The following is a 26959-nucleotide window of genomic DNA, read 5'->3' on the forward strand; positions in this document are numbered from 1 at the left end:
CCCAACTGATGTCCGGAATTCCCCACGATCATTACGAGCCGAAGACAAACGGCGAGAAGTGGCTGAATAGCCGCCTGCCCATCGTCGGCTTGCTGTATGACACCCTGATGATCCCGACCCCCAAGAACCTGAATTGGATGTGGATCTGGGGCATAGTCCTTACGTTCTGCTTGGCGTTGCAGATTGTCACCGGTATCGTTCTGGTGATGCACTACACCCCGCATGTTGATCTGGCATTTGCCAGTATCGAACACATCATGCGCAACGTGAATGGTGGCTACTTTATCCGCTACCTGCACATGAACGGCGCATCGCTGTTCTTTGTCGCGGTCTATATCCACATCTTCCGTGGTCTGTTCTACGGCTCGTACAAAGCCCCGCGTGAAATCACATGGATCATCGGTATGCTGATCTATCTGATGATGATGGGTACTGCCTTCATGGGCTACGTTCTGCCCTGGGGTCAGATGTCCTTCTGGGGTGCGACCGTGATCACCGGCCTGTTTGGCGCGATCCCGTTTGTGGGCGACGCGATCCAGACCTGGCTGCTGGGCGGACCCGCAGTGGACAACGCCACGCTGAACCGCTTCTTCTCGCTGCACTATCTGCTGCCGTTCGTGATTGCAGCGCTGGTGATCGTGCACATCTGGGCCTTCCACACCACCGGCAACAACAACCCGACAGGTGTTGAAGTGCGCCGCGGTTCGAAAGCCGAGGCCGAGAAAGACACCCTGCCGTTCTGGCCCTATTTCGTGATCAAAGACCTGTTCGCACTGGCCGTGATCATGGTGGTGTTCTGGGCCGTGGTCGGGTTCATGCCGAACTATCTGGGCCACCCAGACAACTACATCGAAGCCAACCCGCTGGTCACACCTGCACATATCGTGCCTGAATGGTACTTCCTGCCGTTCTACGCGATCCTGCGGGCCTTCACCGGTGAGGTTTGGGTCGTGCAATTCGCCAGCTTCATCACTGGTGGCATCATCGACGCCAAATTCTTTGGTGTTCTGGCGATGTTCGGTGCGATCCTGGCGATGGCGCTGGCACCTTGGCTGGACACCTCGACTGTGCGTTCGGGCAAATACCGTCCGATGTTCAAATGGTGGTTCTATCTGCTGATCATCGATTTCTTTGCGCTGATGTGGCTGGGGGCGATGCCCGCGGAAGAGCCCTATGCGACCTTCTCGCTGATCGCGTCGGCTTATTGGTTCGCTTACTTCCTGGTGATCCTGCCGATCCTAGGTGTGATCGAAAAGCCGCTGCCGCAGCCCGACACCATCGAAGAAGACTTCAACGCGCATTATGGCAAGGCTGACGCCGAAGCCACGCCGGCCGAGTAAGAAGAGGGACCGGAATCATGTTCAAGAAACTTGCAATCGGTGCCGCGTTTGCTTTGGCCCTTGCGCCCGCCTCGACCTTCGCGGCAGGTGGCGGCGAACAGCACATCGAAGACTTCCACTTCTCGTTCGAAGGCCCCTTTGGCACCTGGGATCAAAACCAGCTGCAGCGCGGTCTTCAGATCTATACCGAGGTCTGCGCAGCCTGCCACGGCCTGCGCTATGTGCCTCTGCGTGATCTCGAAGCGCTGGGATATTCGGAAGAAGAAGTTATCGCCTACTCGGCGGAAAACTTCGAAGTGTTCGATCCTGAGCTGGACGATTTCCGCCCGGCAATCCCGACCGACCACTTCCCGGTCAATGACGGTGTCGGCGCACCGGACCTGAGTCTGATGGCCAAGGCCCGCGCCGGTTTCCACGGCCCCTACGGTCTGGGGATCAACCAGCTGTTCAAAGGCATGGGTGGTGCGGAATACATCGCCTCGCTGCTGGACGGTTACACCGGTGAGGAAAAAGAAGAAGCAGGCACCATCCTGTATGAGAACAAGGCTTTCCCCGGAGGCTGGATCTCGATGGCGCCGCCGCTGGCTGACGATCAGGTCGAATTCGCCGATGGCCACCCGGCCACGGTCGAAGCCCTGTCCGAGGACGTTTCAGCCTTCCTGATGTGGACTGCTGAGCCGAAAATGATGGAGCGCAAATACTCTGGATTCGTCGGCGTGATCTTCCTGACGATGTTGTCAGTGCTGCTTTATCTGGTGAACAAGCGCCTGTGGGCAGGCGTCAAAGGCAAAAAGACCGTCTGATTTAGTGAATTCACTAAGAATCGGAGCCTCCGCACCAGCTGGTTGCGGGGGCTTCTTTTTTTGTCTGGGTCTAGAAAACTGAAGCTAAGTCTCCAAATACCCAAAAGACTTTGCCGCAGGAGTTGTCTATGGCTGATCAGATCGAAACCACAAACAAGCAGGTTGTTGTCCGACACTGGGACGGCAGCAAGAAGTACATGATGGCTCCAAATGAATATGTTGGAGTCGTTGTCGGCAAGGACGCATCCAACGGTGAGTACGTGATTTCAGACGGTGTTATGGCTCCTGGCGGGGCGGTGCCGGATCATTATCACAAATGGGAAGATCAGACGTTCCACATCATCGAGGGTACAGTTGAAGCCAAGATCGGGAATGCATGGGTTACTGCCAGTGCGGGCGACACCATTCACTGTCCGCGCGGCGTCTCGCACTACATGAAGAACAACAGTGATCAGGCGGTGCGAATGATCAGCTATATTTTTCCGGGCGATCGCGCGGAAGAATTTATGGCAGAAACCTCCCGGCAAAATGAAACAGGCGAACTGGATTTCGAACTGATCGAGCGGGAATTTGGCGTCGTCTACCTGTAATCGAAGTGCATGAGACTTTAGGCTAAAAGCTGCGTTGAACCGCTGCCGGTGATTACCGCCTGAACAATTTCGCCCTCAATCTGGGGCTTGGAGAAACGCACTTCAGTAAACTGCTCAGTCCGACCCATATGGGGGTTTTCCATCAAGATGTGATGGGTTTTGCCGACTTGGCCCTGCAGGTGTTTCTCCACCTGCGCTTCGCCTGCTGCGCGCAATTGGGCAGCGCGGCTCTTGATCACATTGCCGTTGACCTGCTGTGGAATGCGCGCGGCCGGAGTGCCTTCGCGCTTGGAATAGGGGAAGACATGAAGCCAGGTCAGATCGCACTCTGTCACCAGCTTTAGCGAATTTTCGAAATGCTCGTCCGTTTCAGTTGGAAAGCCTGCAATGATGTCGGCGCCAAAGGTCATCTCGGGGCGTAGCTTACGAGCGTCTTCAGTGAAACGAATGGCGTCATCGCGCAGGTGGCGGCGTTTCATCCGTTTCAGGATCAGGTCATCCCCGTGCTGAAGGGACAGGTGCAGATGCGGCATCAGACGCGGTTCGGTCGCGATGGCCTGCATCAGGTTCTCGTCCACTTCGATCGAGTCGATCGAGCTGATCCGCAAACGGGGCAGGTCCGGCACCAGTTTCAGAATCCGCATCACCAAATCGCCCAGTTTGGGCCCCGCCGGCAGGTCAGCCCCCCACGAAGTCAAATCAACGCCGGTTAATACGACCTCGTTGTAACCACGGTCTACTAGCCGTTTGATCTGGTCCACTACTACGCCCGCAGGAACGCTGCGCGAGTTCCCTCGGCCATAGGGAATGATGCAGAATGTGCAGCGATGGTCGCAGCCATTCTGGACCTGCACATAAGCCCGGGAGCGCGTACCAAAGCCGTCGATCAAGTGGCCCGCAGTTTCAGTCACGGACATGATGTCATCGACCTGCACCGCTTCGGTTTCGCCGATGAAATCAGCGGCCATGCCGGTCCACGTCTCGGGTTGCATCTTTTCAGTGTTGCCAATGACCGCATCGACCTCTTCCATCCGGGCAAAGGTTTCGGGCTCGGTTTGGGCCGCACAGCCGGTTACGATCAACCGCGCATCAGGGTTTTCCCGTCGCAGTTTGCGGATTTCCTGCCGGGCTTTGCGCACTGCCTCAGCCGTAACGGCGCAGGTGTTCACGATCACTGCGTCGGTCAGCCCAGCCTGCGCCGACAGCTCTTTCATCGCTTCGGTTTCATAGGCGTTCAGGCGGCAGCCCAAAGTGGTGAACTTGGGGGCACTCATCCAAGCGTCTCCAGGAATTCCGATGTCAGCGTGCCCGAGAAGACGTGACAGGTGGGTCCGGTCATCCAGACGCCATCGTCGCGCCAATCGATCCAGATCGTACCGCCGTCCAGCTCAATTTGTACTGTGCGCCCAGTTAGGCCGCGACGTGCGGCAGCAACGGCCGTCGCGCAAGAGGATGAGCCTGACGCCAGCGTGATACCCACGCCACGTTCCCACACACGCATACGGATATGATCGGGTCCGATCACCTGTGCGACTTGCACATTGGTGCGCTCGGGGTAGAGCGGGTGGTGCTCATAACGCGAACCGAACTCGGCCAGAGGAATGGCCTCAGCATCGTCGACAAAGAAGGTGCAGTGTGGGTTGCCCATACCGGTCGCTGTCGGTGTACCTTCGATCGGCAATTCCAGTGTGTCGACTTCCTCTGCCAGCGGAATTTCGGCCCAATTCAATTGCGGGTGTCCCATGTTGACCGATGTCAGGCCGTTGCCAGCGTCCCGCGCGAAAAGGGTGCCGCGTTCCGTCGTCAGTGTCAGCTCGGTTTTTCCCGATTCCTGCATCAGGAAACGGGCGATGCAGCGGGTGGCGTTTCCACAGGCCGCCGAGGTGGATCCATCTGAATTATAGAACACCAGATGCGCATCCGATTCGCCGTTCTCGATGATGGCAAGCTGGTCGAAACCAACGCCGAACTGACGATGCCCGATTCCCTGTGCAAGCGCTGGGGTAATCCGCGCCAAAGACGCGCGCGCATCCACAACGACAAAGTCATTGCCCAGCCCGTGCATCTTCATGAAGGGCAAACCAGTGTTCTTTAATCCTTGCATGGCGGGCATATAACCCTGCGCCCGATAGGAATCCACCCTGCGATGCAGATTCCTGAAAAAAGGGGGTTGACCCCCCTGCGCCACCTGCCTAATTAGGCCGCCTATCGGGTCGCCGGAAACACTGATTACTTTGGCGAAACGAGGTGCAATTAAGGTCTTGAACCCGGTCGGGAAAATGACTTAAAGAGCGCCACGGATCAACAAGATCCAACAAAAGAGTGGGCCGTTAGCTCAGTTGGTAGAGCAACTGACTTTTAATCAGTGGGTCGCAGGTTCGAATCCTGCACGGCTCACCACTTTTTCGAATAACTTATGTCGCTCTGCGTTCGCGTGGAAAAAGTAAAGAACTTATGTGCAGACTGTTGTTCGGCACGTGGGTTTTTGCGTGGTTGCCCAAGCGCCATGATATCTTTGAAAAATTTCAGAATCGGGAAACACACCCACGATCTATTCCTCGAAAAGCAACTTGGGAAAACACGCCTGATCTTGACAACAAATTCATCCGGCCCAGTTTCGCAAGGCGATGTCTAAAAGATTGGCGATAGTATCAAGTGGGATAAGCGGCCCGCTTAACAGTGCGGTAGAGTTTGCTAAGCAAGCAAAACTAGTCGGTTACGAGGTGTGTGTTTTTGCGCCAAAGTCGTCGTTCGATCTAATTTCACATTTCGGTCTGGAGTACGGCGAGATTCCAACTCCAAAAGTTGATGCTTTCGCAGACCTACTGACTGCAGACCAGTTAAGGACATTATCATCAAATGATCGTCTGGATTGTGCAGTGGATGCCCTTGGTGTTAATGATTTTTCTGCCTCAATGTCCCGTTTTCAACCAGATGTTATCTTTGTCGACTGTGAACTCCACGCGCATATCATAGTCGGCTTGTCTCTGGGGCCGCCGGTCATTCAGTATAGCAGTATGTTCTTGTCGCCGCCCGGTTCCCAGGCGCCTCCTTTGAACAAACGCGTGTGTCCGGGTGTTGGTATGCGGGGAAGTCGAATTGGGGTCTCAATTATTTGGATGAGTTTCCTGATTTGGAAAGTGAAAAAAATTCTAAGAAACAAGTTCAAACATCAAGGTGCAGATTTCACTTCGGCGCTGCTTGAACTGGCACGGCGTTACAACGTTCCGATCGCAAGAATAAGACGGCTGATTTGCTGGCAAATGCCATGGACTTACAAGGTTCCCACTGTCTTGTTTCTCCCGCGGTCCGTTGACTTGCCAACACGTCCTTACTCAGATTTTTCGTATCTCGGAGCAATGGTAATTCAAGATCGTCCGGAAAAGCCTCATGATCGCGAAAAAGTGCGCAGGTTCTGTTCGGGGCAAGGCACAAAGAAACGCATTTTCGTCGGTTTCGGAACAATGATGAAGCCTAAGAGCGATCTGCTTGTTAACCTTTGGGAAGTCGCACGTAAGCATCCAGAGTGGCAGTTCCTGTTTGCTGCAGGTCAGAATTGGGAGGATGGTGGCAGTTGTGACTACCCACGCAACGTTGATGTTGTGGCGTGGGTCCCCCAACACCAGGTTCTAAAGCATGCTCATCTTGCAATAATGCACGGAGGCACAGGCGGTTTTATCGAAGCCGTTGAGGCTGCAACACCTGTTCTCTTGTATCCGCATGTCAACGATCAGCAGGGCAGCGCAGCCAGAGCTGTCTTTCATGGAATTGGTCGCGCGGGGCGCCACGCGGATACTGTCGAAAAGATCGAAAATGATATTCAAGAACTGCTGACCGACCCAAAATACAAAAAGAACTGCAAGGCATTGCAGGCTTCTTGCCAGCAGGAGAAGGTTGATGGAGGGCTGGCTGCTTTTTTGCAAAACGTCACCACCCAAAGTAACTAAAAATTCAAATAAAATAGAACATTAAGGCATTTATCAATCGACTCAAAGGGTGGCCAAGACCGCCGTCCACCGTTTGATGAAAAACAATAATGCGCTTTCTACACTGTATTTCCGTCCAAACATTTAAATGTCAATTTCTGAATAGGATGATCCGGCCAGCTTCGACGTGCGTATTGGGTTTAGTACACCTAATCGAATACGACAGTGAACCAAGCGACGCGCCATACAAACCGCGATACCAGATGCGCTAGACTGGACTTTGCAAAAGCAAGCCCTGACGTTTCTGATGGGAACTTACGCACAGTGTGGAAAGCCGCCGGTGGATGTGGCGCTTTTGAGTTCGTTTTACCGCCAGGCCTTGGCGGTTCAATTAATAGTGCCAGTGAATTCGTTGAGGAAATGTTGCTGTTTGGTGAGTTATGCGCGGATAGCGGCTTGGCGATGGCCATAATCTCACAGATTTGGACTATTCAAAGCCCCCTTATTCGATTTGCTTCCCAAGAGCTACAAGACAGGTACTTATCGAGGCTCTTGTCCGGCGAATTGATTGGCGCATTTGCACTGACCGAACCTACGGCGGGATCTGACGCGTTGTCGCTGCAAACGACCGCTGAACACAATCGGACGGGATACATCCTGAACGGTCAAAAAGCATTTGTCGGCATGGGGCCTGTTTGCGATTTCGCGATCGTTTTCGCGCAAACCGCGCCCGAGAAAGGTCGTTGGGGTTTGTCGGCCTTCGTTGTGCGCGCCGATGATGAAGGGTTTTTGCGGGCGGATAGGCAGGAAAAAGTCGGATTGAACTCCGTCCCCATGGGACAGCTTGAGTTCCGTGACTGCTGGGTTCCGGAGGCCCGTAGAATTGGACGAGAAGGCGCCGGAGCTACGATTTTGCAAACCACGCTCGACTGGGAGAGGTGCTTTATCCTAACAGCGCAAGTAGGCGCGATGCGCCGCCAATTGAACGAGTGCACTGAGCATGCCGTATCTCGTAAGCAATTTGGCAGGTCGATCTCGGAATTCCAATCCGTTTCCAACCGCTTGGCAGACATGCGCGTACGTCTGGAAACCTGCGAACTTATGTTGGCGCGCGCGGCACAGCTGTACGATACCGGACAACCCCTGACGCAGTTTGCGGCGATGGCAAACCTTCACATTTCTGAGGCGTTTCTAAGTTCCAGCATGGATGCAATGCGAACGTTTGGCGGTCGTGGGTATCTGCAAAGTTCAAACTCAGGAACCGATGTGAATGACGCCCTCGGCGGTGTCATCTACTCGGGTACCTCGGACATTCAACGCGAAATAATTGCAAGGATGGAACTTGGAAAAAGTTCCCAACCGAAAAACGGGGGAGACTAAACCAATGCAAAACGCTGATCGCGAATCCACTACCCGCGCCGCGAATTGGACAAATTCGTTTAGTGGATCGTTGACTGCGCTCTTTCTGTGGGTAGGCGGCTTAATTCTGGTAGCCTTCGCAACGCCGGTTCATGCCCACAAGTTCAACGAGAGCTACGTTTATTTTGACGTCACCGATGACACCCTGAGTGGCAGGATTGAAGCAACGTTGACGGATCTAACCCGAATTCAGCTAGGGGCGCCGGAGGTTTCGACGTCGCTGACTGAGGACGAAGTCCGGCAATCACAAGAGTTCTTCTTCGAATATTTCGAAAATCGCATGAAACTTTTGTCGGATGGGCAAGCCCTTCAGGTTGAATTTGACGACATCTCATTTTTTGATTCGTCGGTCGATACGTTCGCTCAACTGCATTTTACTGTTTTAGACATCGAGCAAACCCCGACAACTATCGAGATGGCCTATGACGGGCTGTTCTCTGACGTCGATCCAACCCATCGAGGTTATGCACTGATTGGTAGCAATACCCGAAACGGGATGGACGAGAACGAGGCCTACATCTCACTGATTTTCGCGCCGGGCGATGGCTCAAAGGCCCTTTACCTGAACGATGAACCGGTAGGCGATATTGCGCGGACGTTCTTTGTGCACGGCGTTTGGCACATCTGGCTTGGGTTTGATCACGTTCTGTTTTTGGTGACTCTGCTTTTGGGAGCGGTCATGCGGATCGAGAACCGGCATTGGGTTCCTTCCGAGAACATCCGCGAAAGCCTGTTGGAAACCGTCAAGATCGTAACGGTGTTCACGATCGCCCACACTATCACACTTTGTCTCGCAACCTTCGAAGTTATAACCCTGCCTGTGACGCTGGTGGAGGCGGTTATCGCTTTCTCGATCGCTGCCGTCGCCGTCGGCAACCTTGTACCTCGTTTTCACGCAAGTTCTTGGAAGGTCGTCTTCCTGTTCGGGATATTCCATGGCTTCGGTTTCGCAAATGTGCTCGAGCCACTTGGCCTCGACCCCACACGCAAGGCGCTTGGACTGGCTACATTTAATATTGGAGTTGAGGTCGGGCAACTCGCCATTGTGGTCGTTTTGTTCCCCATCTTCTTCGCCTTGCGGCGCCTGACGGCCTACCGCGTTGTGTTTCTGCAATTTGGTTCCGTCGCCCTGATCGCAATTGCAATGTTCTGGTTCTACGAGCGAACGATCGGCTGGTTCCCGCAGTTTGGTGACGCCGTGGTAATGGTGACCCAATGATCGAAGCGGGCTTGTTCCTGGACGATGCACTCAGGCGGTACGCACAAGTAACGCCCGAAGCTGCGGCGGTCAGCACGCTGGGGGAAATCACCACTTACGCTGCGCTAAATTCCAAAGTCGACAAGATTGCAAATGCACTAGTCACTCTGGGCGTAGAACGCGGTGACAGAGTGGCTGTCTGCTCGGTCAAAGGCGCGGAAACCATCGCGGCGATTTACGCCATCCTCCGCATCGGAGGCGTTTATGTTCCGATTGATCCCGCAGCACCGACCGAGCGCATTGAGGCGCAAGTATCGATCGTTTCGGCCAGAATGGTCATCGCCGACACAGCGCGCAAAACTAAGTTTTCGAGTACTTTTTCCGAAAGCCAACTGTTTGACATTTCGCAACCGCTGGATGAAATTTCGGGCAGTCCAAAAGTCGTTTGTGGTCCGGATAGGCGTGCCGAGGATCCTGCTTACATCCTCATGACATCCGGGACCACCGGCGCACCAAAGGGCATAGTCCATACCCATAAAAGCGGGTTGGCCTACGCAAAGATGGCCGCGAAACTGTGCGCGTTACGCGCGTCAGATCGAGTGAGCCACCACACCCCTATTCATTTCGACATGTCGATTTTTGATATCTTCAGCACCGCCCAAGCCGGAGCTTGCACCGTGGTTATTCCCGAAATGCATGCAAAACTACCTGCAAGCCTTTCGGAGTTGACGGAGAAGGAGAGGATCACTGTTTGGTACTCTGTCCCATATGCACTGATCCAAATGGTAGAACGCGGCGTGCTGGAGGACCGAAGCCTGGAAGCGCTGCGGATCGTCATGTTTGCCGGAGAAAAAATGCCTCCGGCTGCTTTGAAGGCGCTGTCCAAACATACCCCAAACGCGAAATTTCTGAATGCATACGGTCCGACAGAAACGAACCATTGCACGACGGCCGTGATGACGCATGCAGAGTTGGACGGAACCAGCCCGTTGCCTATTGGACGTCCGGATATTGGAGTGACCGCTCGTATCGGGATCGGATCTGAAGATGAGGAAAACGGAGAACTCCTGATCGCTTCTGAACAGGTCATGTTGGAATACTGGCGCGACTCCGGGCCAACTGAAGCCGCGTTTTGCGATCTTCAAGACACCGACGGAAATGTGCGTAGATTCTACCGTACCGGCGACATCGTTCGAAGAGCGGAAAGCGACGATATTTTCTTGATCGGACGCAAAGACCGCCAAGTAAAACTCAGGGGTTTTCGCATCGAACTGGATGAAGTCGAACTTGCTTTGGTCAACACTCCACTGGTTACCGAGGCGGTCGCGACAGTATGCGGCGATGAAATCCATGCGTATGTCACCGGCGGTTCAAAAGAAGATCTGTCAAGCGTTCGGTCCAAAATAGAAGCTGTTTTGCCGCGCTATGCCGTGCCTCATCACATCGAATGGCTTGAGGAAATGCCCCGCACTTCGACGGGCAAGATAGACCGCGCCAAGCTCGCCGGGCAGAAAGATACACAGCATGCAGCCTGAAGAACAAATTCAGGCTTTGCGCGATTACGTTCGCGTCACGCTGTTGGGCGGCCTAAAAGTGACAGACGACGAAGAACTGTTGCTAAGCGGAATGATCGACTCGTTGGGCGTCATGTCTTTGGTTTCGTTCGTCGAACAGACCTACAGCATTGAAATCCCTTTGGAGGACGTCACGCTGGAAAACCTCAGCTCTATCACTGCAATTTCCGTTTATGCCGAAAATCGGCGCTTCGCAGTTTCCTGAGGTGGCCAACATGTCGCATCCATTGTCTGAAAGCCAACTGAGGTTCTGGAAAGGTCATCTTCTGCAACCGGACCTGCCTTCTTACAACATGGCTTGGCGATTTGACCTGAACTTCGAGGTGGACCCCGATGTGTTTCGACGAGCGCTTTTCGAAACGGTTCAGGACAATGAAATTCTGCGCACGGTTTTTCGAGAAGGGACTGATGCGCCCATTCAAGTTGTCAAAGATGCAGTTGAAGGGCTTCTCGAGTGTAAGGACGCCAGTCAGTCGCCTGATGCGGTAATTGAATTGGAGCGTGAGCTCGATGCGTGGGTTCAAATTCCGTTTGATCTAAGGCGTGAAACACTGCGCAGCCAACTGATCAAGTTGGCGGACGACCATTGGGTTTGGGCCGTATGCCAACATCACATCGTGTGTGATGCACAGTCCGGTGCTCTATTGTTTGATCAAGTGTCCCAACGCTATTCGGCTATCGATCATGACGGTGTTTTCACTGCTGAGCCGCTGCCAAGCTTTTTTGAAAGCCCGCCGCTGCACAACACCGCCGAGGTACTTGCGGCGCCTTCGCCTTTCTACCCATCGTCCCCACCATACGGTAGTAGCGCCAAGCGAGCAGGTTTTTCCAAACGTATTGCTGTGGAGATTTCGCAGGATATACAGGACACGCTTGAGCACGCTGTAACCCAATCGGAATTCCGCCTGTTCACGCCAGACTTGTCGAAGCTGGCAGTCTACCTGACGGCGTATATCGGCTATTTGCATCGGGTCACAGGCGACGACCAGATCACCGTTGGATTGCCATCCCATAACCGCTTGTCGAGCCAAGACAAAAGAACGCTGGGTCCATTTGTCGAAGTTCTGCCGTTAACTGTGGAGTTAGACGCTGAAGACACGCTGTTGGATATACATGTAAAGGTCAAAACCGGGCTGGGCACGTTTTTAAGGCGGGCGAAACCCGGCGCGGTTGCGACCATTGATACGTCGGGCATAAGTGCCGTTTGCAACTACATTCAAGCCGAGTTTGGAAGCTTCGCCGGGAAGCCGGCAACGGTGAAATGGCTCCCTAGCGGTGCGCATGACGCGGGCCATGCCATTCGTCTCCATATCATGGATTTTCACGGAAACGGCAAGCCAGATCTGTTCCTGGATGTACATGAGGAAATCTTAGAAAACGTACCGGCTAGGGCCCTGCAGAACCACTTCCTGCGTGTCCTGAAAGCTACGGTCGAGGTTCCGGATACGCGTATAACAGCACTGGACATCGCTGCAGATGAAAAAGATCGGGCGATTGTATTTGGAAGACAAAACTTTGCGGGTGCGCCCGAAACAGTTTTGGACGCGTTCTCGGCACAAGTTATTAAATCCCCGGATTCAATTGCACTGTCGTGTACCGACGACCAGATAACTTTCCGACAACTCGACCGGCGCAGCGATCAGATTGCAGCTTACCTCATTGGCCTCGGAATCCCGCGTGGGTCTCCCATAGCGATCAATCTGCCGCGATCCATGGATTTCATTTTGGTCATGTTGGGTGTGTTGAAAGCCAGTTGCAGCTTTGTGCCCATAGCTTCAAATACACCAAGCGCGCGTGCAGAACAGATTGTCAAAATATCAGGTGCCGCGGCAGTATTCGTGCCCTCTGACGATAACCGCGCTTTTTCTTGTCGCAGCTTGAACATCACACTGATCAATGCAGATACACCACGCACTTTCGAGAGGCCATCTGGCGGCGACCTTGCCTATGTTCTGTTTACCTCTGGTTCGACAGGTATACCAAAAGGCGTTGAGGTTAACCACACAAACCTGTCACGCTACATTAACTGGGCTGCAAAGACTTTCACAGGCAACCGCCCTGCGCACTACGCATTCTTTTCTTCAATATCATTCGATCTGACACTGACGTCCTTGTTCGCGCCGTTGGCTACCGGTGGGTCGATCCGTATCTACCCGGAGCACTCCGACCCTGACCTTGCAGTGCTGGACGTGTTTACCGAAGACGCGGTGGATGTCGTGAAGTTGACCCCCTCTCACCTCGCCTTGGCTTGCAAACAGGGTCATGTTGTCGAGCGTATTCAGACGCTTGTTCTGGGTGGTGAGAACCTGACATCCCAACTCTGCCGTAAAGCGACCCAAAATCTATCACCATCTTTGACACTGATAAATGAATATGGCCCAACCGAAGCCGTCGTCGGCGCCATGCACCACACATATGACCCCGATACTGATACCGAGCTCTCGATCCAAATAGGGTCTCCCGCAGCCGGTGTTTCGGTCAGTGTCAGGGATAAAGGCATGAACCTGTGCCCTATTGGTGTAACCGGAGAAATCGTTATCGGCGGACGCTTGGCCGAGGGATATCTTGGCGCACCCTCCGAAACTCAAGGGAAATTCTTGGAGGATCCAAAAGCAATTCAGGGCAAGGTTTACCGAACTGGTGATTTGGGTCGTATCAATCGAAACGGACGATTTGATTACCTTGGCCGGGCGGATCAACAAATAAAAATCGGCGGTGTCCGTTTCGAAGTCGCAGAGATTGACCGCGTTTTGCGACAATTGCCGAATGTGAATGCCGTTCATGTCTCGTTCGGATCAGTGCCGTCTACTGGCAGAAACAAGCAGTGTAAAACATGTGGCCTCACGGATTCCGTGCCCGGGGTAGATTTTGTTGAAAACGATCTGTGCCAAATTTGCGCAGAATTCGACAACTACAAAGCCCGGGCGCAGGCCTACTTTAAGGATGAACCCGCGCTACAACGCGAAATAGCGCGTGCAGCCGAAGCGAGCACCGGGAAATACGACGCGGTCATGATGCTGAGCGGTGGCAAGGACAGCACGTACGCCGCCTACCGGCTTGCCGATTACACTTCGCGGGTGCTCGCCGTGACTTTGGACAATGGTTATATCTCTGAAAAGTCGAAGACGAATATTCAAAGGGTAGCAGACGATCTTGGTTGGGATCATCGCTATCTCAGCACTGACAAGATGAACCAGATATTCGTCGACAGCCTTAAAACACACTCCAACGTGTGTCAGGGTTGTTTCAAGGCGCTATACACTTTGGCGTTCCGCACGGCTTTGGCCGAAGGCGCGCCTATGGTGGTGACAGGATTGTCCAGAGGGCAGTTCTTTGAAACACGGTTGACCCCTGACCTGTTTCGCAACGCAGCCCCAACGTGCTCCCAGCTGGACGATATGGTTACCAAGGCGCGTAAAGCCTATCACGCAAAAGATGACGCGCTTTCCAAGCTTTTGGAAACGGATGACCTGAAGGATGGACGCTTTCTGGATCAGATCGAGGTGCTCGACATTTACCGCTACATCGACGTGCCCGTAGCTGAGATTTACGAGTTTCTTGATAAGGAAACTGCATGGCAACGCCCATCGGACACTGGTAGGTCGACCAATTGCCTGATCAATGACACCGGGATCCACTTGCACAAGTCACGCGAGGGGTACCACAACTACGCACTGCCCTATTCCTGGGATGTGCGCTTAGGTCACAAAACCCGCGAACAGGCATTAGAAGAGCTTAATGACGACATCGATACGCAGCGCGTCGAGGCGATCCTAGAAGAGATCGGATTTGACGAGCCCGTCAACCAACAGAAGCTATCCGTTTACGTGGCCGGTCGCGATATCGCGGAACAAGATGTTTGGCAGACACTAGAGGCCCATTTTCCAAGTGGCTTGCTGCCTGACGAAGTGGTTGTTCTGAAGGATATGCCGCTTAGCCCCAATGGAAAGGTTGATGCATCCCGTCTGCGCAATGGAAGCAGGCGGGGCGTGCAGCGCTCGGGTTTGGTTCCACCTGAGACGGAAACGGAACAAAAGTTGGCCGACATACTGTCTGCGGTGATGGGTAAACTCCAGATCGGTGCGACCGATGACTTTTTCGATCTAGGCGTCGACAGCCTTGCCGCGATAGAGATTGCTATGAAGGCCAATGAACAGGGGTATGCCCTGCCTGCGACCTCGCTGTTTGAATACCGAACCGTTCGAGCTCTGGCTGCACATGCAGACAGTTTGTCGTCAGTCAGCTTTGGGGAAGGCCCGGAAGAAGCCCTGCTCGATCTGGACGATGATGATCTTTCAAGCATCTCGGAGGCGCTGGGCTAACATGGGATATCCGCAAGGTGTAGCCGACATACTTCCGCTGTCTTCCGCCCAGCGCGGGATATTGTTTCATGTCGATGACGAGGCGCAGCTACACGGACAATATGTAGCTGTAGTCAGCTGCACGTTGCGGGGCCCTCTGGACCCAAAGCAGCTGAAAGTTGCGATGGAGTCTCTTGTAAAAGCGCGCGACGTATTCCGAACCGGTTTCCTTTGGAAGGGTGTGAAGCAACCTGTTCAGGTCATCCAAGAACAGGTTAGCCTGCCGTGGACCGAATTGGATTGGACTGAGCATTCAGGTTTTGAACAGCGTTTCGACGACCTTCTGAAACTTGAGCAGCTACAGCAATTTGATTTGAAAAGCCCTCCTTTGATGGCAGTTACACTGATCAAGGAAGCGCAAGATTGCTGGCGGTTTGTGTGGACAATTCATCACCTTATCAGCGATGGCTGGTCGACCGGCGTTTCGATTAGAGATCTCTTCGACCTTTACCATGGAAAAAGCCCTGCCGGTTCGATTGCGCCAAGTTTCAAAACCTATCTGACCTGGCTCAAAAAACAGGGTCCACTGACGGACACTGCGTTTTGGACCGATTACTTTGTGGGCTTGGAAGCGCCCTGCTTGCTTCCTGAACTGGACAGCCGAATTCAGTCTCCGACCCAGGTCTCGTACGCCGAGCGATTAGGCAGCGACTTGATGGAGAGCGTAAATCGGGCTTCGGCAGAATTGAAGGTCACACCAAATACGGTTTTGTCAGTGGCTTGGGCATTGGTCTTGCGCAGGTATCTTGGGCAAAACGACATCGTGTTTGGTACCACGACTGCAGGACGTCCACCTGAAATCCCCAATATTTCTCAAGCCGTTGGTGCATTCATAAGCACACTGCCAGTACGTTTCAAAATTGATCCGTCCCAACCAGTGGGCGCGCTCCTACAAGACCATGCTAGCACCGAGTTGAAACGACTAAAACATGAGCACGCCTCGCTCGCAGACGTTCAAAGCTGCGCCCCGTTCGCCAGTGGAACCCCCGTTTTCGATACGCTGTTTGTGAATGAAGGCGTTCAGAAACAAGATTTCGTCTTTGACGACATTGAGATCACTGGTCTTAAGACAGCGCAGTTCAGCAATTATCCCTTAGCGCTTCTTGTGACGCCGCAGAAAGACTTCGATGTTGAAGTCTATTTCGACCCAGAACGTATCTCCGCGGAAGCCGTTCAGTCGTGCCTTGAAAGCTACAAACGCGTCCTGTTTGCAATTGCCAATGATCCTACAACGCCAATACGTAATCTGATGAAAGACGGTGCTAACCCGATTTACATCGTACCCGCGCCAAAAGCTGAAACTGTCATACATCGCTTCCTGCAACACGCTGACGCTTCGCCAAATGCGGTCGCAATATCTGACAACCACCAAACGGTAACTTATTCCGAACTGTCGAAACGCGCGCGGCAACTAGCCTTTTCACTGCGCAAAGCTGGCGTGACTGAAGAAGATATAGTCCCTGTGGCTTTGCCGCGTGGGGTGGATGCAATTGCCGCCTTTTTGGGCGTGATGATGTCAGGTGCAGCATATGTTCCGCTGGATCTGAATTATCCGGAAATACGTCTCTCGCAGATGATGGAAACGGTCAAGCCACAGTTCATTGTGACGTCACGAGCGTCGCAAAATAACCTGCCCACGAAATCTGCTCATCCTGTTCTAATTGACGTGATCGATCAGGCGATGCACCCGGACGAAGTTAAGCTCGGTGCGCGTGCCTATGTCATGTTCACGTCCGGGTCAGAAAACAAACCCAAAGGTGTGGAGATCCCTCACTCAGCGCTGGCCGTATCAACGGTCGCGCGAGACGAGGTTTACGGTGCTGCGCCAGAAGTCTACCTATTGCTGTCCTCTTTGGCGTTTGACAGCTCTGTTGCCGGAATTTACTGGACCCTTTGCACTGGTGGGCATTTGGTCGTCGCCGAGACACGCGCCGAGCAAAATCCGAACCAGTTAGGAGAATTGATCTCCCGACACAGGGTGACCCATACTCTGTGCCTGCCGAGTCTAGCTCGTGCGCTTCTGATGTCTGTTCCGCAAAGTGATTTGCAAAGCCTACAGGTTCTAATCGCTGCAGGAGAGGCACTCTACGACCGCCTGCCTCACGAATTAAAAGAGTTGCTGCCCAATTGCGTATTGATGAATGAGTATGGGCCGACGGAGGGTACGGTTTGGTGCACTTCGTTTGATGCTACCGCTTTTGAAGAGGGCCCGATTGTTCCAATTGGGAAGGCAATTCCAGGAACCTGGGTGGGCGTCTTCGATAACGATGATTGTCCCGCTGAACCGGGGATGACCGGTGAAATCATTGTTGCTGGCGACACAGTCGCAAATGGCTATCTACACGATACGGAAAAAACACAAAATCGGTTCTTTGCAATTGGAGGTGAAGGCATCCGGGCATATAGAACAGGCGATCTTGGGGTTGCTGACGCCTCGGGATGCATCACATTCTTGGGCCGCCGTGACAAACAAGTCAAAATACGCGGACATCGAGTCGAGCTTTCGGAAATTGAGGCTGCTGCTCAAGTTGTCACTGAACAACGCCGTATAGCTGCCGTTTCGTTGGCGCTTGCGGGCTCCAACAGTATTATCTTGGCGATAGAATGCGGATCCAGCGACCCGATTTGTGAGGCCACCGCACGTCACATTAAGGCCAGTCTTCCAGAACCGTTCCATCCAAGTTCGGTTGTTGGCGTCGAAGTGTTTCCTATCCTTCCGAACGGAAAGCTGGATCAAAACGCACTTAAGGCCATAGTCACCGAGCACCTGCAATCTAACGTTGGCGCCCCCCCGAAGACAGAGCTTGAGGAGCAAATAGCCGCAATTTTTTCCGAAACGCTGAATACGCCATGTCAGACGAGAAACGGCAATTTCTTTGATTTGGGTGGCGACAGTTTGGCGACGCTTTCGGCTTATGCCAGGGGTTGCGAGCAAGGAATTCGCTTTGAACCAACCGATCTTTTTAGTTGCCCAACAGTTGCTGAATTGGCCAAAAGGGTAGCCGAAAGACGCGCGGGTGAGGTGTTCTCTGGGAGCGAAAACGCTATTCAGATTTCCAGCCAAGGAACGAGCAAAACAACAGTCTTAATTGTACATTGCTCTGTCAATTTCAGCCGGTATATGGCCCGAAGCTTGGGTCCAGACCATTCTGTTGTCCATATCCCAAGCCATCGGACAGAAGGTACTCCCGTCCCGTTTGACTGGTCTGTCAGCGACTTGGCATCCGAAGCTATTTCTAATCTTAAACAGACCAATAAGACCGGTCCATTTGTTCTGTGCGGGTATTCCGCCGGATGTCCGATTGCCATGGAAATGGCAAGACAATTGGGGCAGGAAAAAACCCTTGGTATGGTCCTATTGGACCCTCCATTCAAAATGGTCGGGGCAGAACCGGAATTGCAGCCCTTTTACTTTCGCACGTACAAGAGACTGCGCTACATCATCAAAGGCTGGAAGCGACACTTTAGAGCACGGCGCGTCGTTCCTGAAATCAAGCGCATTCTAGCTGAGCAACCTGAAGCCGAAGAAGCAAGGATCAGGGGTGTCGAAATTGCCCACGAATTGGCAATCAGTGATTTTCGCGTGCCTCGCTTTGATCCCCCGGCACACGTGTTTTTGTCACGCGGCAATCCCTCTCTGAGGGGCGGTGACGTTTTGGATACGCACTTACGCGACAAACGCCTTTACAGCCTGGACATGAAGCATGTGGAACTCATGAGCCGACCGGACGTTTTTGCATCGATCGCTTCTGTGATTTCGGAATGCGTAGACCAAAGAACTCGATAGCTTCAAGACTCTAACAACACAATCAAACTGTCTTACGTCAATGACATACGGTAATGTCGATTTGTCATTTGGTGAGTTTCGCGTGCTCCAGTTCCTCAAAACAGCCGCGGCAACCATCTAGCGCAGCGCATCGTGGCAAAAGATATGAGTTGGGCGCCGAGTAAATCCCATCAAAAGAAATTAACTACAATTGTGTGTGGTTCATTATGGCGCGGCGTGGAGAGCGCTGGAATAGCCATTTTAACTAACTTTTGATCGGTGGGTCGCAGGTTCGAATCCTGCACGGCTCACCACTTCTTTAATTTTCCATCCTTGCTACAAAGTGATCAAAGAAGCGCCGTAGCATTCATTGTATGTAGGGATCTGATTTCAGCCGAAAGAAAATAGTGGATCGTTCGTCCGTTCACAGCTTGGGAATGGACTCATCCTGAACACCTGCGAAAAGAATATTTAGCCTAAGAAGCCCCCTTTTGCTTTAAGTGATCTGCAAGGCGAATCGATAGTGACATCATCATAAGTGTTGGATTTGCGTGTCCCGTCGTTGGCATAACGGAACCGCCGGCAGCATAAAGTCCCTCAATATCTCGAATTCTCAAATCAGTTGTAACGACCCCTTCCCTTGGTGACAGTGACATTCGCGTGGTCCCCATGGTGTGCCCGACATCAAACATATCCGCCTGATCCGGCTTTCCATTGCGCAGCCACTCGGAAACCTGAGGGGACGGTAAGCCGCATTTCTTGAACTCGGATACAAAGTTCTTCCCCATTTGAAGCAGTGTGTGGCGCTCTTCAAAACCGGTCGACCAGTTTACCTTGGGTAGGTGTTGTCCCAGTTGATCTTGACGGTCTGAAAGCACGACTCTGTTTTCAGGATTGGGCGCTTGTTCGATTATTGCATGGGCCACGATGCCATCCAGCTTGTGTGGGAGCCCTCGATAACGAAATTCGCGGACAGAGGAATTTGGAAAGAGTGCAGCAGCAGCTTCGGCGATCTGATTGCGAACGGATTTGGGGAGCTTTCCGCTATTCAGTGCTTTCATTCCAGCGGCCTTAAGAGCAAAAACCGGGCTTCGCGCCACAAACATCACGTCTTGCAATCTGGATTGGCTCTTGCCGCCCAATAACCGACCTAACGCACTGACTGGATCTTCCTGAGAGCGTTCCTCCAGAAAAATGATAGCGCCGTTTAACAGCCTTTCGGTTCGCTGAATTGCCGGGGAGGTAGCAAGCCCACTAGAGTACATATGCGTGCGCCCACTTGCGGGGAGGCCAAAAAAGCCTAATCGCTGCGTCATTCTCTGTGCGTCGGAGGCGTCAAAATAACCGAGTTCCGCCTGTAGATGGTCACAAAGATAGCGTCCGACCAAGTCGAAACGGTTGCCCAAGCCATTTGGGTGAACATCGTTGGATACCAGCAGCAACCTTGCGTTTTCGATTGCTCCTGCTGACAGGACGCATCTTTCCGCATGGATTGTAACATTACGGATTTCTGGCGACAGCGTTGCAAAATTAACGCTTTCGAAACGGGTTCCAGTAGTGTCGACGTTTATCTTAGTTGCAGTAGCGTTGAGCAGAACACGCACGTTTTTGGCGGTCAAATTTGCGAATTCGCTCCCCATTCGCAAAAGGTCGAGAGGGTTTTCTCTGCCACGCGAAAACTGCCAGAAACAATCCTCGAATACCGCCGGGTCGATTGAAGGTTGCGCCGGAGTCGTCCCTAAAAGCTCCCACAAAGCAGAGTCGTATACCTGTGGACCAAGGTTAAGTATTTGTCCGGCTCGCTCGATATATGGTGCAAGCTTGCGCTTTGAAATCGGCCAGCCCGAGCCGGTAACCCATTCCCGCTGCTGATAGTCGATTTCGCTGAAAGCTGCAGACTTCCCAGCCCACGCCAATGTGGACCCACCGAGGCCGCTACACCGGACGCCGAATGGCTGGCTGTCTTGATCCCAATGTGTCGCCAGACCTGAATTGAATTTGGCCCGAGCTTGGGATCGAACTGCATCGGGCATGTCCACGGTGTTGAGCGCTGAATGTTCAGGTGTTTCTTGTTGCAGACCACTTTCGGCCACGACCACATTTAGACCTGACTCGATCAACTCTCGGGCATTGGACAAACCGCAGGCTCCGCCGTCGACGATCAGTACGTCTGTTCGGATCACCTGTTCATACGGTACATCTTGAAGTTGAATAATTTCCATATTGTTGAGTTGGAGCGCTTTTTATCTGGCGCGATTGGAAAAAGTTAATTGGTGGATTTTGCGAGTAAATTAGAGATGAATATTGGAAAATTCTTTTAGCGATCTGTAAACCTTCGCACGGCCATCCCAAACCAGGGACAGAGGAACGGTCGCGTACAGCGTTTGGGATTTAGTGAGTGGTTGGCAGCGGGAACAGCGATCGCTCGGGGTGATCTGCTTCGAATCTCTGGGTCTGGCCAATATTGTCGTCGTTTTGAGCAACGAAGGTCCGAACTGACCGGAGCGAAACAAACGCTTATGGTTGAGAGCGGAACTTCGGCCCTTACCGTGGCCCTTGCATCTTTGGGTGTCGGGCCCGGTGATGAGGTTCTGCTTCCCGCATATACATGGATGGCAAGCGCGGCGGCAGTTGTCCACGTTGGGGCGGTGCCAATTCTGGTCGAAATTGATGAGACTCTGTCGATTGATCCAAAGGACATAGAAAACAAAATTTCACCCTACACACGGGCGATTTTGCCGGTGCACATGAGCAACCGCCCGTGCAACATGGACGCAATAATTAAAACCGCGAAAAAACATGGTTTATTGGTTGTAGAGGATGCGTGCCAGGCAGTCGGGATAAAGTACAGGGGTCAGTACTGCGGAGCAATTGGCGACGCCGGCGCCTTCAGTTTCAATCAGCACAAAAACATAACCATCGGCGAAAGCGGCGCAGTTTTGTTAAGCAGCGATCACGACTACTTTCGTGCGTTTAACTACCACGACATCGGGATTTCCTATCGGAATGATGCGTTTACCGAACCCTCTCCTTTGTTCATTGGGCTGAATCTGCGGGCAAACGAGATTTCTGGTGCCATGATGAATACGCAACTGTCTAAACTGCACCGCGTTATCTCACGTATGAAGCGGCGATACGAGGTGGTGACAGAAGCGCTAGAAAAAGGTCGCTTCCCCCTCGCTCCACAAAATGACCCCGAGAATGCACTTGGTGTCGTCGTTACATTTGATACGGAAAACGAAGCCGGGGCTTTTGCCGAACGCCGCGGGGTTAGTCGTGTTTTTGACAGCACTAAGCACGTTTATTCAAACTGGGATCCGATCCTTGAAAAAAGGACCTTCCATCCAAAGGTCGATCCTTGGGCATGGGCGCAACGACCGATCGAATATGCTCCGGACATGTGCCCGCGAACACTGGATATTTTGCGGCGCAGTTGCCGGGTCGGGATTGGAGAGCGATATCCACTCGCATTGGTAAAAATGGTCGCGCGCGATTTTTCCAAAGGATAATTTCATGCGTCTCAGGCTTTGGTTTGCGCGATTGTGAAAGTAGGTATCTAGATTGAACCGGGGCCAAAGTTGATGCGCAAAGCACCGTCTTACGGCCTGAACTGAAATGCAGTCGACATCCAAAACTGTATCGAGAATTCAAAAACTGTCCTTCTTCACCTCTGAAAGAAACGTGCTGCTTCCAATGATTTAGGGAAACAGCATCTACTTGCAAAAGCGGCAGCAGTCTTATGTCGAAACTTGATCTGTTTTGCGAGCACGTCAAAAAATCGTAGAGTCGTCAATATACAAATGAATAGTGATTGATATGCGTGTGCGTCTGATGCCCCGGTAAAAGGTTCTTTATGGATAACAATGTAAAAAGTCCGCGCAGGTATGTTCCGCTAGACTACTCGTTTCGTTTCAAACGTAACAAGTCTACCGGCCTACCGTTTTTTCTCGATAATCTTGGCGATGATTTGCTGTTGGTTCTGTTGGCATTCGTGCCATTTTCATCGGATCCAATCAGCGTCGCCCTAGCCATTTTTTTCTTCCACATTTCTTTCTGGACCGTCTACGAGATCGGCTACTTCGAAAACGACGCCGTGTCGGCAAGCCTTGAACATGAAGCCAAGGTAACGCCTGGCTTTGACAGGGCCGCGACGTACTTCTCCGAACGCCAGGCTTGGTTGTGGGCGGTGGCGTTTGCGGCGCCTGGGGCATTGCTGGTTGCGTGGGTTACAAAACCTGAAGCAATCGGGCTATTTGTACTCTTATACCTCCTTACTTGGATCGCTTTACTGGGTTGTCTTCGGGCGGTCTATTATGCGTACAACCGTATCGATAAGTTGAGCCGCGTATGGGTCTATTTACCCTTACAGATCCTGAAATACGGGTTTCCGTTGCTGTTCTTTTACCTGCCTGCTGCGGGAGCAGCCCTCATATTTGCGCAATGCCTGCGCCGTTGGGTGCCATACATCGTGTACCGATACGGACGCAGTGGCCTTGTAGGACTTCCGTCTAAAGTGTTGCGAATACTCTCGTTCTTGTCGATCTGGCTGTTGTTGTTGCCATCCAATCTGAGCGAAAGCTACCTTATTCAAGGGGGCATTATTCTGGGGTGGCTCTGCTTGCGAGGGTTCAAGCAAACAAGAAAAGTGGTACGTGAGATGCAGCATGTGCAGCACGACAAATGGTCGTCTTCAGGCAGTATGGACAGTTAATGGTGATGCAGCGTCCCCTTTACGAAACTGCTTCTCCTGAACAGCTTACACATGCCATGGAAAAAGCTGCGGGCAAGCTGCTGATCGTCGATTTCGATGAGACACTTTGGCTGCGCAATTCCACCGAGTGCTTTCTCGCCCATGCGCGTCCTGCTCCTTTGGCGGCGGCAATCTTGCGCGGTCTTGATTTGACACGCCCGTGGAGGATCATTGGCGGGCGGCGACGGGCGCGAGATTATCGTGATTGGCTTCGTGTGATGGCCATCGCGACGTTGATGCCATGGACCCTTCGCAGTTGGGCACGCATCGCTCCCAAGCTTGGTCGCACTTTCGCCAACACAGCACTTGAAGACCTAATAGGCAAGGCTCGACCGGCGCGGTTTGTCGTTTTCTCAAATGGTTATGAAGCTATTATCGCGCCCTTACTGCAATGCTACCCCGGAACCCGACCTGAGCTTGCAGCAGCATCCCTAAGATCCGGCTGGAAGTGGCGCCGCGCAGGCAAGCTTGCGAATGCGGAAGCGTATTTTGATGCTGGACAATTGGATGATGCCACAGTGGTGACGGACCACGAAGATGACGCCGAACTGTTGGCACGGGTCAGTAACGGTCTGCTGTGCGTCTGGCCTGACGCCCGATACGAAAAGGCCTTTGCCAAACGTTAGCGGCCTCTATTGAGCAGTAGATGCTGGGTGATGCACAAATTCAATGGATCTGGTCCAGCGGCCTTTTGATGCGCACGTCAACCCCAACCGGCACGCGTATGCTATTTGTCTTTTTGCACAGGGGTGATCGAAGGTATTGCCCAAGCGTCATGTCGATGAGCCTTTGGCGTCGCCATTGTATGTGGCTTCGTGTGAGTGATTCTGCCTAAGAGTGTTTCGAATTCAGAAACATAACACTAGGGTAGTTTCAAACTGTTACCGATTTTGTTCGTGTCGTCTAATCGAGTTGCGTTTATTGAAGGTAGCGCCGTCAACGCGGCGTCTGTGTTTATTCTGAGGCTGAAATTGCAGACTTCAATTTACTGTCGCACCAACAAATTGAGCATGTAACAGCGTTGGTAACAAAGAACTTCAAGTTGTTCCGGTTCATTTTGAATGATTGTCGAGGCACCCATACCCACCTGAAGATCCGCTGCGTCAAAAAGTACTAGCATTGTAATTTGAATTTCGCCCGGTGGTGTATGACACTGGAATTGTCTACGTTTGTGCAACCTTCGTGGCGACATGCGTCAATTTTTTTAATGAGTTTGAGGTGCACTGGAGAATGGCGGACAAAATCAACATTGCCGTTGTTGGCCTGGGTAAAATGGGCTTGTCCCACTATGCCATAGCCAATGTGCATCCGATGGCCAATGCAGTAGCCTGTGATGACTCCAGATTCATCAGCGATGTGCTGAAAAAGAACGCGCAAGTTACAATTCACAGTGACTACGCAAAGATGCTTGCCACTCAGGATTTGGATGCGGTCGTCATTGCGACCCCGTCACGTCTGCATGCGTCCATGGCCTCGGCCGCCCTAGAAAAAGGTTTGCACGTCTTTTGCGAAAAGCCGTTTTGCCTTAACTGGCAGGATAGCCTCCGTTTGGCGGAGTTGGCGAAAGACAAGGGCGTCGTCACGCAGGTTGGCTATCACTACAGATATGTTGGCGCGTTCCAGGAAGTCAGGAGAATCCTGAATTCCGGAGCACTGGGTAATATCACACATGTGCAGGCCGAAGCTTATGGACCCGTCGTACTGCGTCATCGGCGTAGCACATGGCGCACTGACAATTCCGAAGGCGGCGGCTGCCTTTATGATTATGCGGCTCATCCTTTGAACCTTTTGAACTGGTTCTTTGGTACTCCAACGCAGGTTTCCGGCTCAGTTCTCACGCGCGTTTTCTCAGAAGATGCAGATGATCAGGTGATGTCGACCTTACGATGGGATAATGGACCCACGGCACAGCTTTCAGTCAACTGGTCTGACGAGAGCCATCGAAAAATGTCGACGAAGATCACAATGATTGGAACCAACGGACGCCTTTTCGCTGACCGTCAGGAGTGTCAGCTTTATCTACGAAATGCTGATCCTGAATTGCCGACTTATACCAAAGGCTGGAACGTCAGATATACGACAGATCTTACGGACGACGTGTGGTTCTATCTGCGAGGCGAAGAATACTCAGCCCAGCTTGATGGATTTATCACCGCTGTGGCCCAAGGAAAACCAGACCTCATTTTAAATGATTTTGCTTCTGCCACCGAAACCGACAAAACCATGTCGATGATATTGGCCAATGCCGACACCGGTATGCCAGTTGGTGAAGCCCCGATCGTCACGCAGCCCGCGCCCGCGAAAAGGCGTGGATGGTTTCGTCTTTAAGGAGTGCATGACGTGGATAAGTTGCTTTTCGGCGATAATCAGTTTTTTGGCGTCAACCACATGTCCGAAGAAAAAGCGCGGGCGCAAGCGATGCGTTTTCAAAGAACTGACGCGATTATGGATGTCCTGGATGTTGCCTATGATGCGGGTATTCGCACTTTCATGTGTACGACCCACGATCAGATTTCAGAAGTGGCTGATCGTGTTCGGGCCGATCCCGTTCGTTACAGCGATTTCCAGTTCTACCCCTGTATGCCCTACGCGCATAAATACGCCAACGCCGTAACTGATCACGGTATGTTGGGGGCCATAAGACACCTCATGCCTAATGATGGTCTGTTTGCAACCGCGCTTGCAGGGACAAAAGCCCTAGCTTCAAAAGAAATGGATGGCATCGCCAGGGCAATGATTGATATGGAGATGAAAATGTTCACGGGAGCAAAAACTCCTGTTGTTTTCATACAGAACGTCTTTGCTGATTTGTTGATTGGCGTGGGGTTCCATCGGGCTTTCCGAATTTTCCACGATCACATCCAAGAGAAATACGGCGCCGAGCCTGCTTACATCACAATGAACATGCCGCTGCTTCTTGATATACTGGAAAAGCAGGGCATTGAACGCCCAATAATCTGTTCGAATATCAACAAGATCGGCTTCCGTATGTCTGGTGGATATGATGCCTATCTTGACGCATTGAAATCCGGACGTGTGCGGGCTGTCGCTATGTCTGTTTATGCCTCTGGGGCGATCCCCGCAGATGAAGCAATCCACTGGATATCAGAGCTCCCGGGCGTTGAGTCGATTGTGTTCGGGGCTTCAAGCGCGGGAAATATTCGTGGGACGAAGGCGTTGGTTGACAAATACATTGGCGGGCGACGCAATCCATGAATTGAGCCCGTCAAGC

At 52.5% G+C, this 26959-nt stretch carries 18 protein-coding genes, 1 tRNA gene and 1 pseudogene; 17 read left to right on the forward strand and 3 right to left on the reverse strand.

All coding sequences use genetic code 11. The features are described 5' to 3' along the window. Positions 1 to 8: 8 nt before the first annotated feature. The 3 genes from petB to GOW92_RS15980 all read left to right on the forward strand — a co-directional run bounded on the left by petB (position 9) and on the right by GOW92_RS15980 (position 2733). Positions 9 to 1340 (forward strand): cytochrome b, encoded by a 1332-nt coding sequence (petB, locus tag GOW92_RS15970; RefSeq protein WP_170561697.1) that lies wholly within the window; start codon positions 9 to 11, stop codon positions 1338 to 1340. A 17-nt stretch (positions 1341 to 1357) separates the two neighbouring features. Further along, complete coding sequence (locus GOW92_RS15975; protein WP_170561700.1) at positions 1358 to 2143, forward strand: cytochrome c1; 786 nt, start codon at positions 1358 to 1360, stop codon at positions 2141 to 2143. A gap of 128 nt (positions 2144 to 2271) precedes the next feature. Beyond that, entirely contained in the window at positions 2272 to 2733 is a 462-nt protein-coding gene (locus GOW92_RS15980; protein ID WP_170561703.1) for a cupin domain-containing protein, read from the forward strand. Between the two features lie 17 nt (positions 2734 to 2750). Here the strand turns inward: GOW92_RS15980 and mtaB are convergent, their stop codons facing one another. Further along, positions 2751 to 4007, reverse strand: coding sequence for a tRNA (N(6)-L-threonylcarbamoyladenosine(37)-C(2))-methylthiotransferase MtaB (gene mtaB, locus GOW92_RS15985; protein WP_170561706.1), 1257 nt, complete (start codon positions 4005 to 4007; stop codon positions 2751 to 2753). After that, positions 4004 to 4846, reverse strand: a complete 843-nt coding sequence (gene dapF / locus GOW92_RS15990; protein WP_170561709.1) for a diaminopimelate epimerase — start codon at positions 4844 to 4846, stop codon at positions 4004 to 4006. The genes mtaB and dapF overlap by 4 nt, the downstream gene beginning before the upstream one ends. Before the next feature lie 211 nt (positions 4847 to 5057). On the opposite strand from dapF, the gene GOW92_RS15995 reads away from it, so the two are divergent. The 9 genes and pseudogenes from GOW92_RS15995 to GOW92_RS16040 all read left to right on the forward strand — a co-directional run bounded on the left by GOW92_RS15995 (position 5058) and on the right by GOW92_RS16040 (position 18998). After that, positions 5058 to 5133, forward strand: a tRNA-Lys gene (locus GOW92_RS15995). A 227-nt stretch (positions 5134 to 5360) separates the two neighbouring features. Next, complete coding sequence (locus GOW92_RS16000; protein ID WP_170561712.1) at positions 5361 to 6680, forward strand: glycosyltransferase; 1320 nt, start codon at positions 5361 to 5363, stop codon at positions 6678 to 6680. 303 nt (positions 6681 to 6983) lie between these two features. Beyond that, positions 6984 to 7211, forward strand: a pseudogene (locus GOW92_RS25365) (acyl-CoA dehydrogenase family protein); the annotation flags it as partial. Further along, the gene (locus tag GOW92_RS16005; RefSeq protein ID WP_254453058.1) at positions 7212 to 8039 is read left to right on the forward strand and encodes an acyl-CoA dehydrogenase family protein; all 828 of its coding nucleotides are present in this window, start codon (positions 7212 to 7214) and stop codon (positions 8037 to 8039) included. 70 nt (positions 8040 to 8109) lie between these two features. After that, entirely contained in the window at positions 8110 to 9297 is a 1188-nt protein-coding gene (locus GOW92_RS16010; RefSeq protein ID WP_170561718.1) for a HupE/UreJ family protein, read from the forward strand. After that, positions 9294 to 10811 carry an amino acid adenylation domain-containing protein gene (locus GOW92_RS16015; protein WP_170561720.1) on the forward strand — a complete coding sequence of 506 codons (1518 nt, stop codon included), beginning with the start codon at positions 9294 to 9296 and terminating at the stop codon, positions 10809 to 10811. Before GOW92_RS16010 ends, GOW92_RS16015 begins: the two co-directional genes overlap by 4 nt. Further along, positions 10801 to 11055, forward strand: coding sequence for an acyl carrier protein (locus GOW92_RS16020; protein WP_170561723.1), 255 nt, complete (start codon positions 10801 to 10803; stop codon positions 11053 to 11055). Before GOW92_RS16015 ends, GOW92_RS16020 begins: the two co-directional genes overlap by 11 nt. 10 nt (positions 11056 to 11065) lie before the next feature. Further along, positions 11066 to 15172 carry a non-ribosomal peptide synthetase gene (locus tag GOW92_RS24785; protein ID WP_217356558.1) on the forward strand — a complete coding sequence of 1369 codons (4107 nt, stop codon included), beginning with the start codon at positions 11066 to 11068 and terminating at the stop codon, positions 15170 to 15172. A 1-nt stretch (position 15173) separates the two neighbouring features. Further along, positions 15174 to 18998, forward strand: a complete 3825-nt coding sequence (locus GOW92_RS16040) for a non-ribosomal peptide synthetase (RefSeq protein ID WP_217356559.1) — start codon at positions 15174 to 15176, stop codon at positions 18996 to 18998. A gap of 455 nt (positions 18999 to 19453) precedes the next feature. Here the strand turns inward: GOW92_RS16040 and GOW92_RS16045 are convergent, their stop codons facing one another. Then, positions 19454 to 21199 (reverse strand): GMC oxidoreductase, encoded by a 1746-nt coding sequence (locus GOW92_RS16045; protein ID WP_170561729.1) that lies wholly within the window; start codon positions 21197 to 21199, stop codon positions 19454 to 19456. A gap of 180 nt (positions 21200 to 21379) precedes the next feature. Here GOW92_RS16045 and GOW92_RS16050 point away from each other — a divergent pair, with 180 nt between their 5' ends. From GOW92_RS16050 to GOW92_RS16070, 5 genes are all read left to right on the forward strand, one after another. Beyond that, a complete protein-coding gene (locus GOW92_RS16050; RefSeq protein WP_217356560.1) occupies positions 21380 to 22486 on the forward strand; it encodes an aminotransferase class V-fold PLP-dependent enzyme in 1107 nt (368 codons plus the stop codon). 344 nt (positions 22487 to 22830) lie between these two features. Continuing rightward, a complete protein-coding gene (locus GOW92_RS16055; protein WP_170561732.1) occupies positions 22831 to 23688 on the forward strand; it encodes a hypothetical protein in 858 nt (285 codons plus the stop codon). Between the two features lie 5 nt (positions 23689 to 23693). Further along, a complete protein-coding gene (locus GOW92_RS16060; protein ID WP_170561735.1) occupies positions 23694 to 24353 on the forward strand; it encodes a hypothetical protein in 660 nt (219 codons plus the stop codon). Positions 24354 to 24957: 604 nt separating this feature from the next. Continuing rightward, on the forward strand, positions 24958 to 26055 hold the full coding sequence (locus GOW92_RS16065) for a Gfo/Idh/MocA family protein (RefSeq protein WP_170561738.1): 1098 nt from the start codon (positions 24958 to 24960) through the stop codon (positions 26053 to 26055). 12 nt (positions 26056 to 26067) lie between these two features. Continuing rightward, positions 26068 to 26943 (forward strand): hypothetical protein, encoded by an 876-nt coding sequence (locus GOW92_RS16070; RefSeq protein ID WP_217356561.1) that lies wholly within the window; start codon positions 26068 to 26070, stop codon positions 26941 to 26943. Positions 26944 to 26959: the final 16 nt, after the last annotated feature.

It is taken from the genome of Ruegeria atlantica, assembly GCF_013032505.1.
Classification (GTDB): domain Bacteria; phylum Pseudomonadota; class Alphaproteobacteria; order Rhodobacterales; family Rhodobacteraceae; genus Ruegeria; species Ruegeria atlantica_F.

What these genes read in the sequence shown, in the direction of transcription:
- petB (WP_170561697.1), top strand. Translation starts at nt 9, where the DNA reads ATGTCCGGAATTCCCCACGATCATTACGAGCCGAAGACAAACGGCGAG.
- GOW92_RS15975 (WP_170561700.1), top strand. Translation starts at nt 1,358, where the DNA reads ATGTTCAAGAAACTTGCAATCGGTGCCGCGTTTGCTTTGGCCCTTGCG.
- GOW92_RS15980 (WP_170561703.1), top strand. Translation starts at nt 2,272, where the DNA reads ATGGCTGATCAGATCGAAACCACAAACAAGCAGGTTGTTGTCCGACAC.
- mtaB (WP_170561706.1), bottom strand. Translation starts at nt 4,007, where the DNA reads ATGAGTGCCCCCAAGTTCACCACTTTGGGCTGCCGCCTGAACGCCTAT.
- dapF (WP_170561709.1), bottom strand. Translation starts at nt 4,846, where the DNA reads ATGCCCGCCATGCAAGGATTAAAGAACACTGGTTTGCCCTTCATGAAG.
- GOW92_RS16000 (WP_170561712.1), top strand. Translation starts at nt 5,361, where the DNA reads ATGTCTAAAAGATTGGCGATAGTATCAAGTGGGATAAGCGGCCCGCTT.
- GOW92_RS16015 (WP_170561720.1), top strand. Translation starts at nt 9,294, where the DNA reads ATGATCGAAGCGGGCTTGTTCCTGGACGATGCACTCAGGCGGTACGCA.
- GOW92_RS16020 (WP_170561723.1), top strand. Translation starts at nt 10,801, where the DNA reads ATGCAGCCTGAAGAACAAATTCAGGCTTTGCGCGATTACGTTCGCGTC.
- GOW92_RS24785 (WP_217356558.1), top strand. Translation starts at nt 11,066, where the DNA reads ATGTCGCATCCATTGTCTGAAAGCCAACTGAGGTTCTGGAAAGGTCAT.
- GOW92_RS16040 (WP_217356559.1), top strand. Translation starts at nt 15,174, where the DNA reads ATGGGATATCCGCAAGGTGTAGCCGACATACTTCCGCTGTCTTCCGCC.
- GOW92_RS16045 (WP_170561729.1), bottom strand. Translation starts at nt 21,199, where the DNA reads ATGGAAATTATTCAACTTCAAGATGTACCGTATGAACAGGTGATCCGA.
- GOW92_RS16055 (WP_170561732.1), top strand. Translation starts at nt 22,831, where the DNA reads ATGGATAACAATGTAAAAAGTCCGCGCAGGTATGTTCCGCTAGACTAC.
- GOW92_RS16060 (WP_170561735.1), top strand. Translation starts at nt 23,694, where the DNA reads ATGCAGCGTCCCCTTTACGAAACTGCTTCTCCTGAACAGCTTACACAT.
- GOW92_RS16065 (WP_170561738.1), top strand. Translation starts at nt 24,958, where the DNA reads ATGGCGGACAAAATCAACATTGCCGTTGTTGGCCTGGGTAAAATGGGC.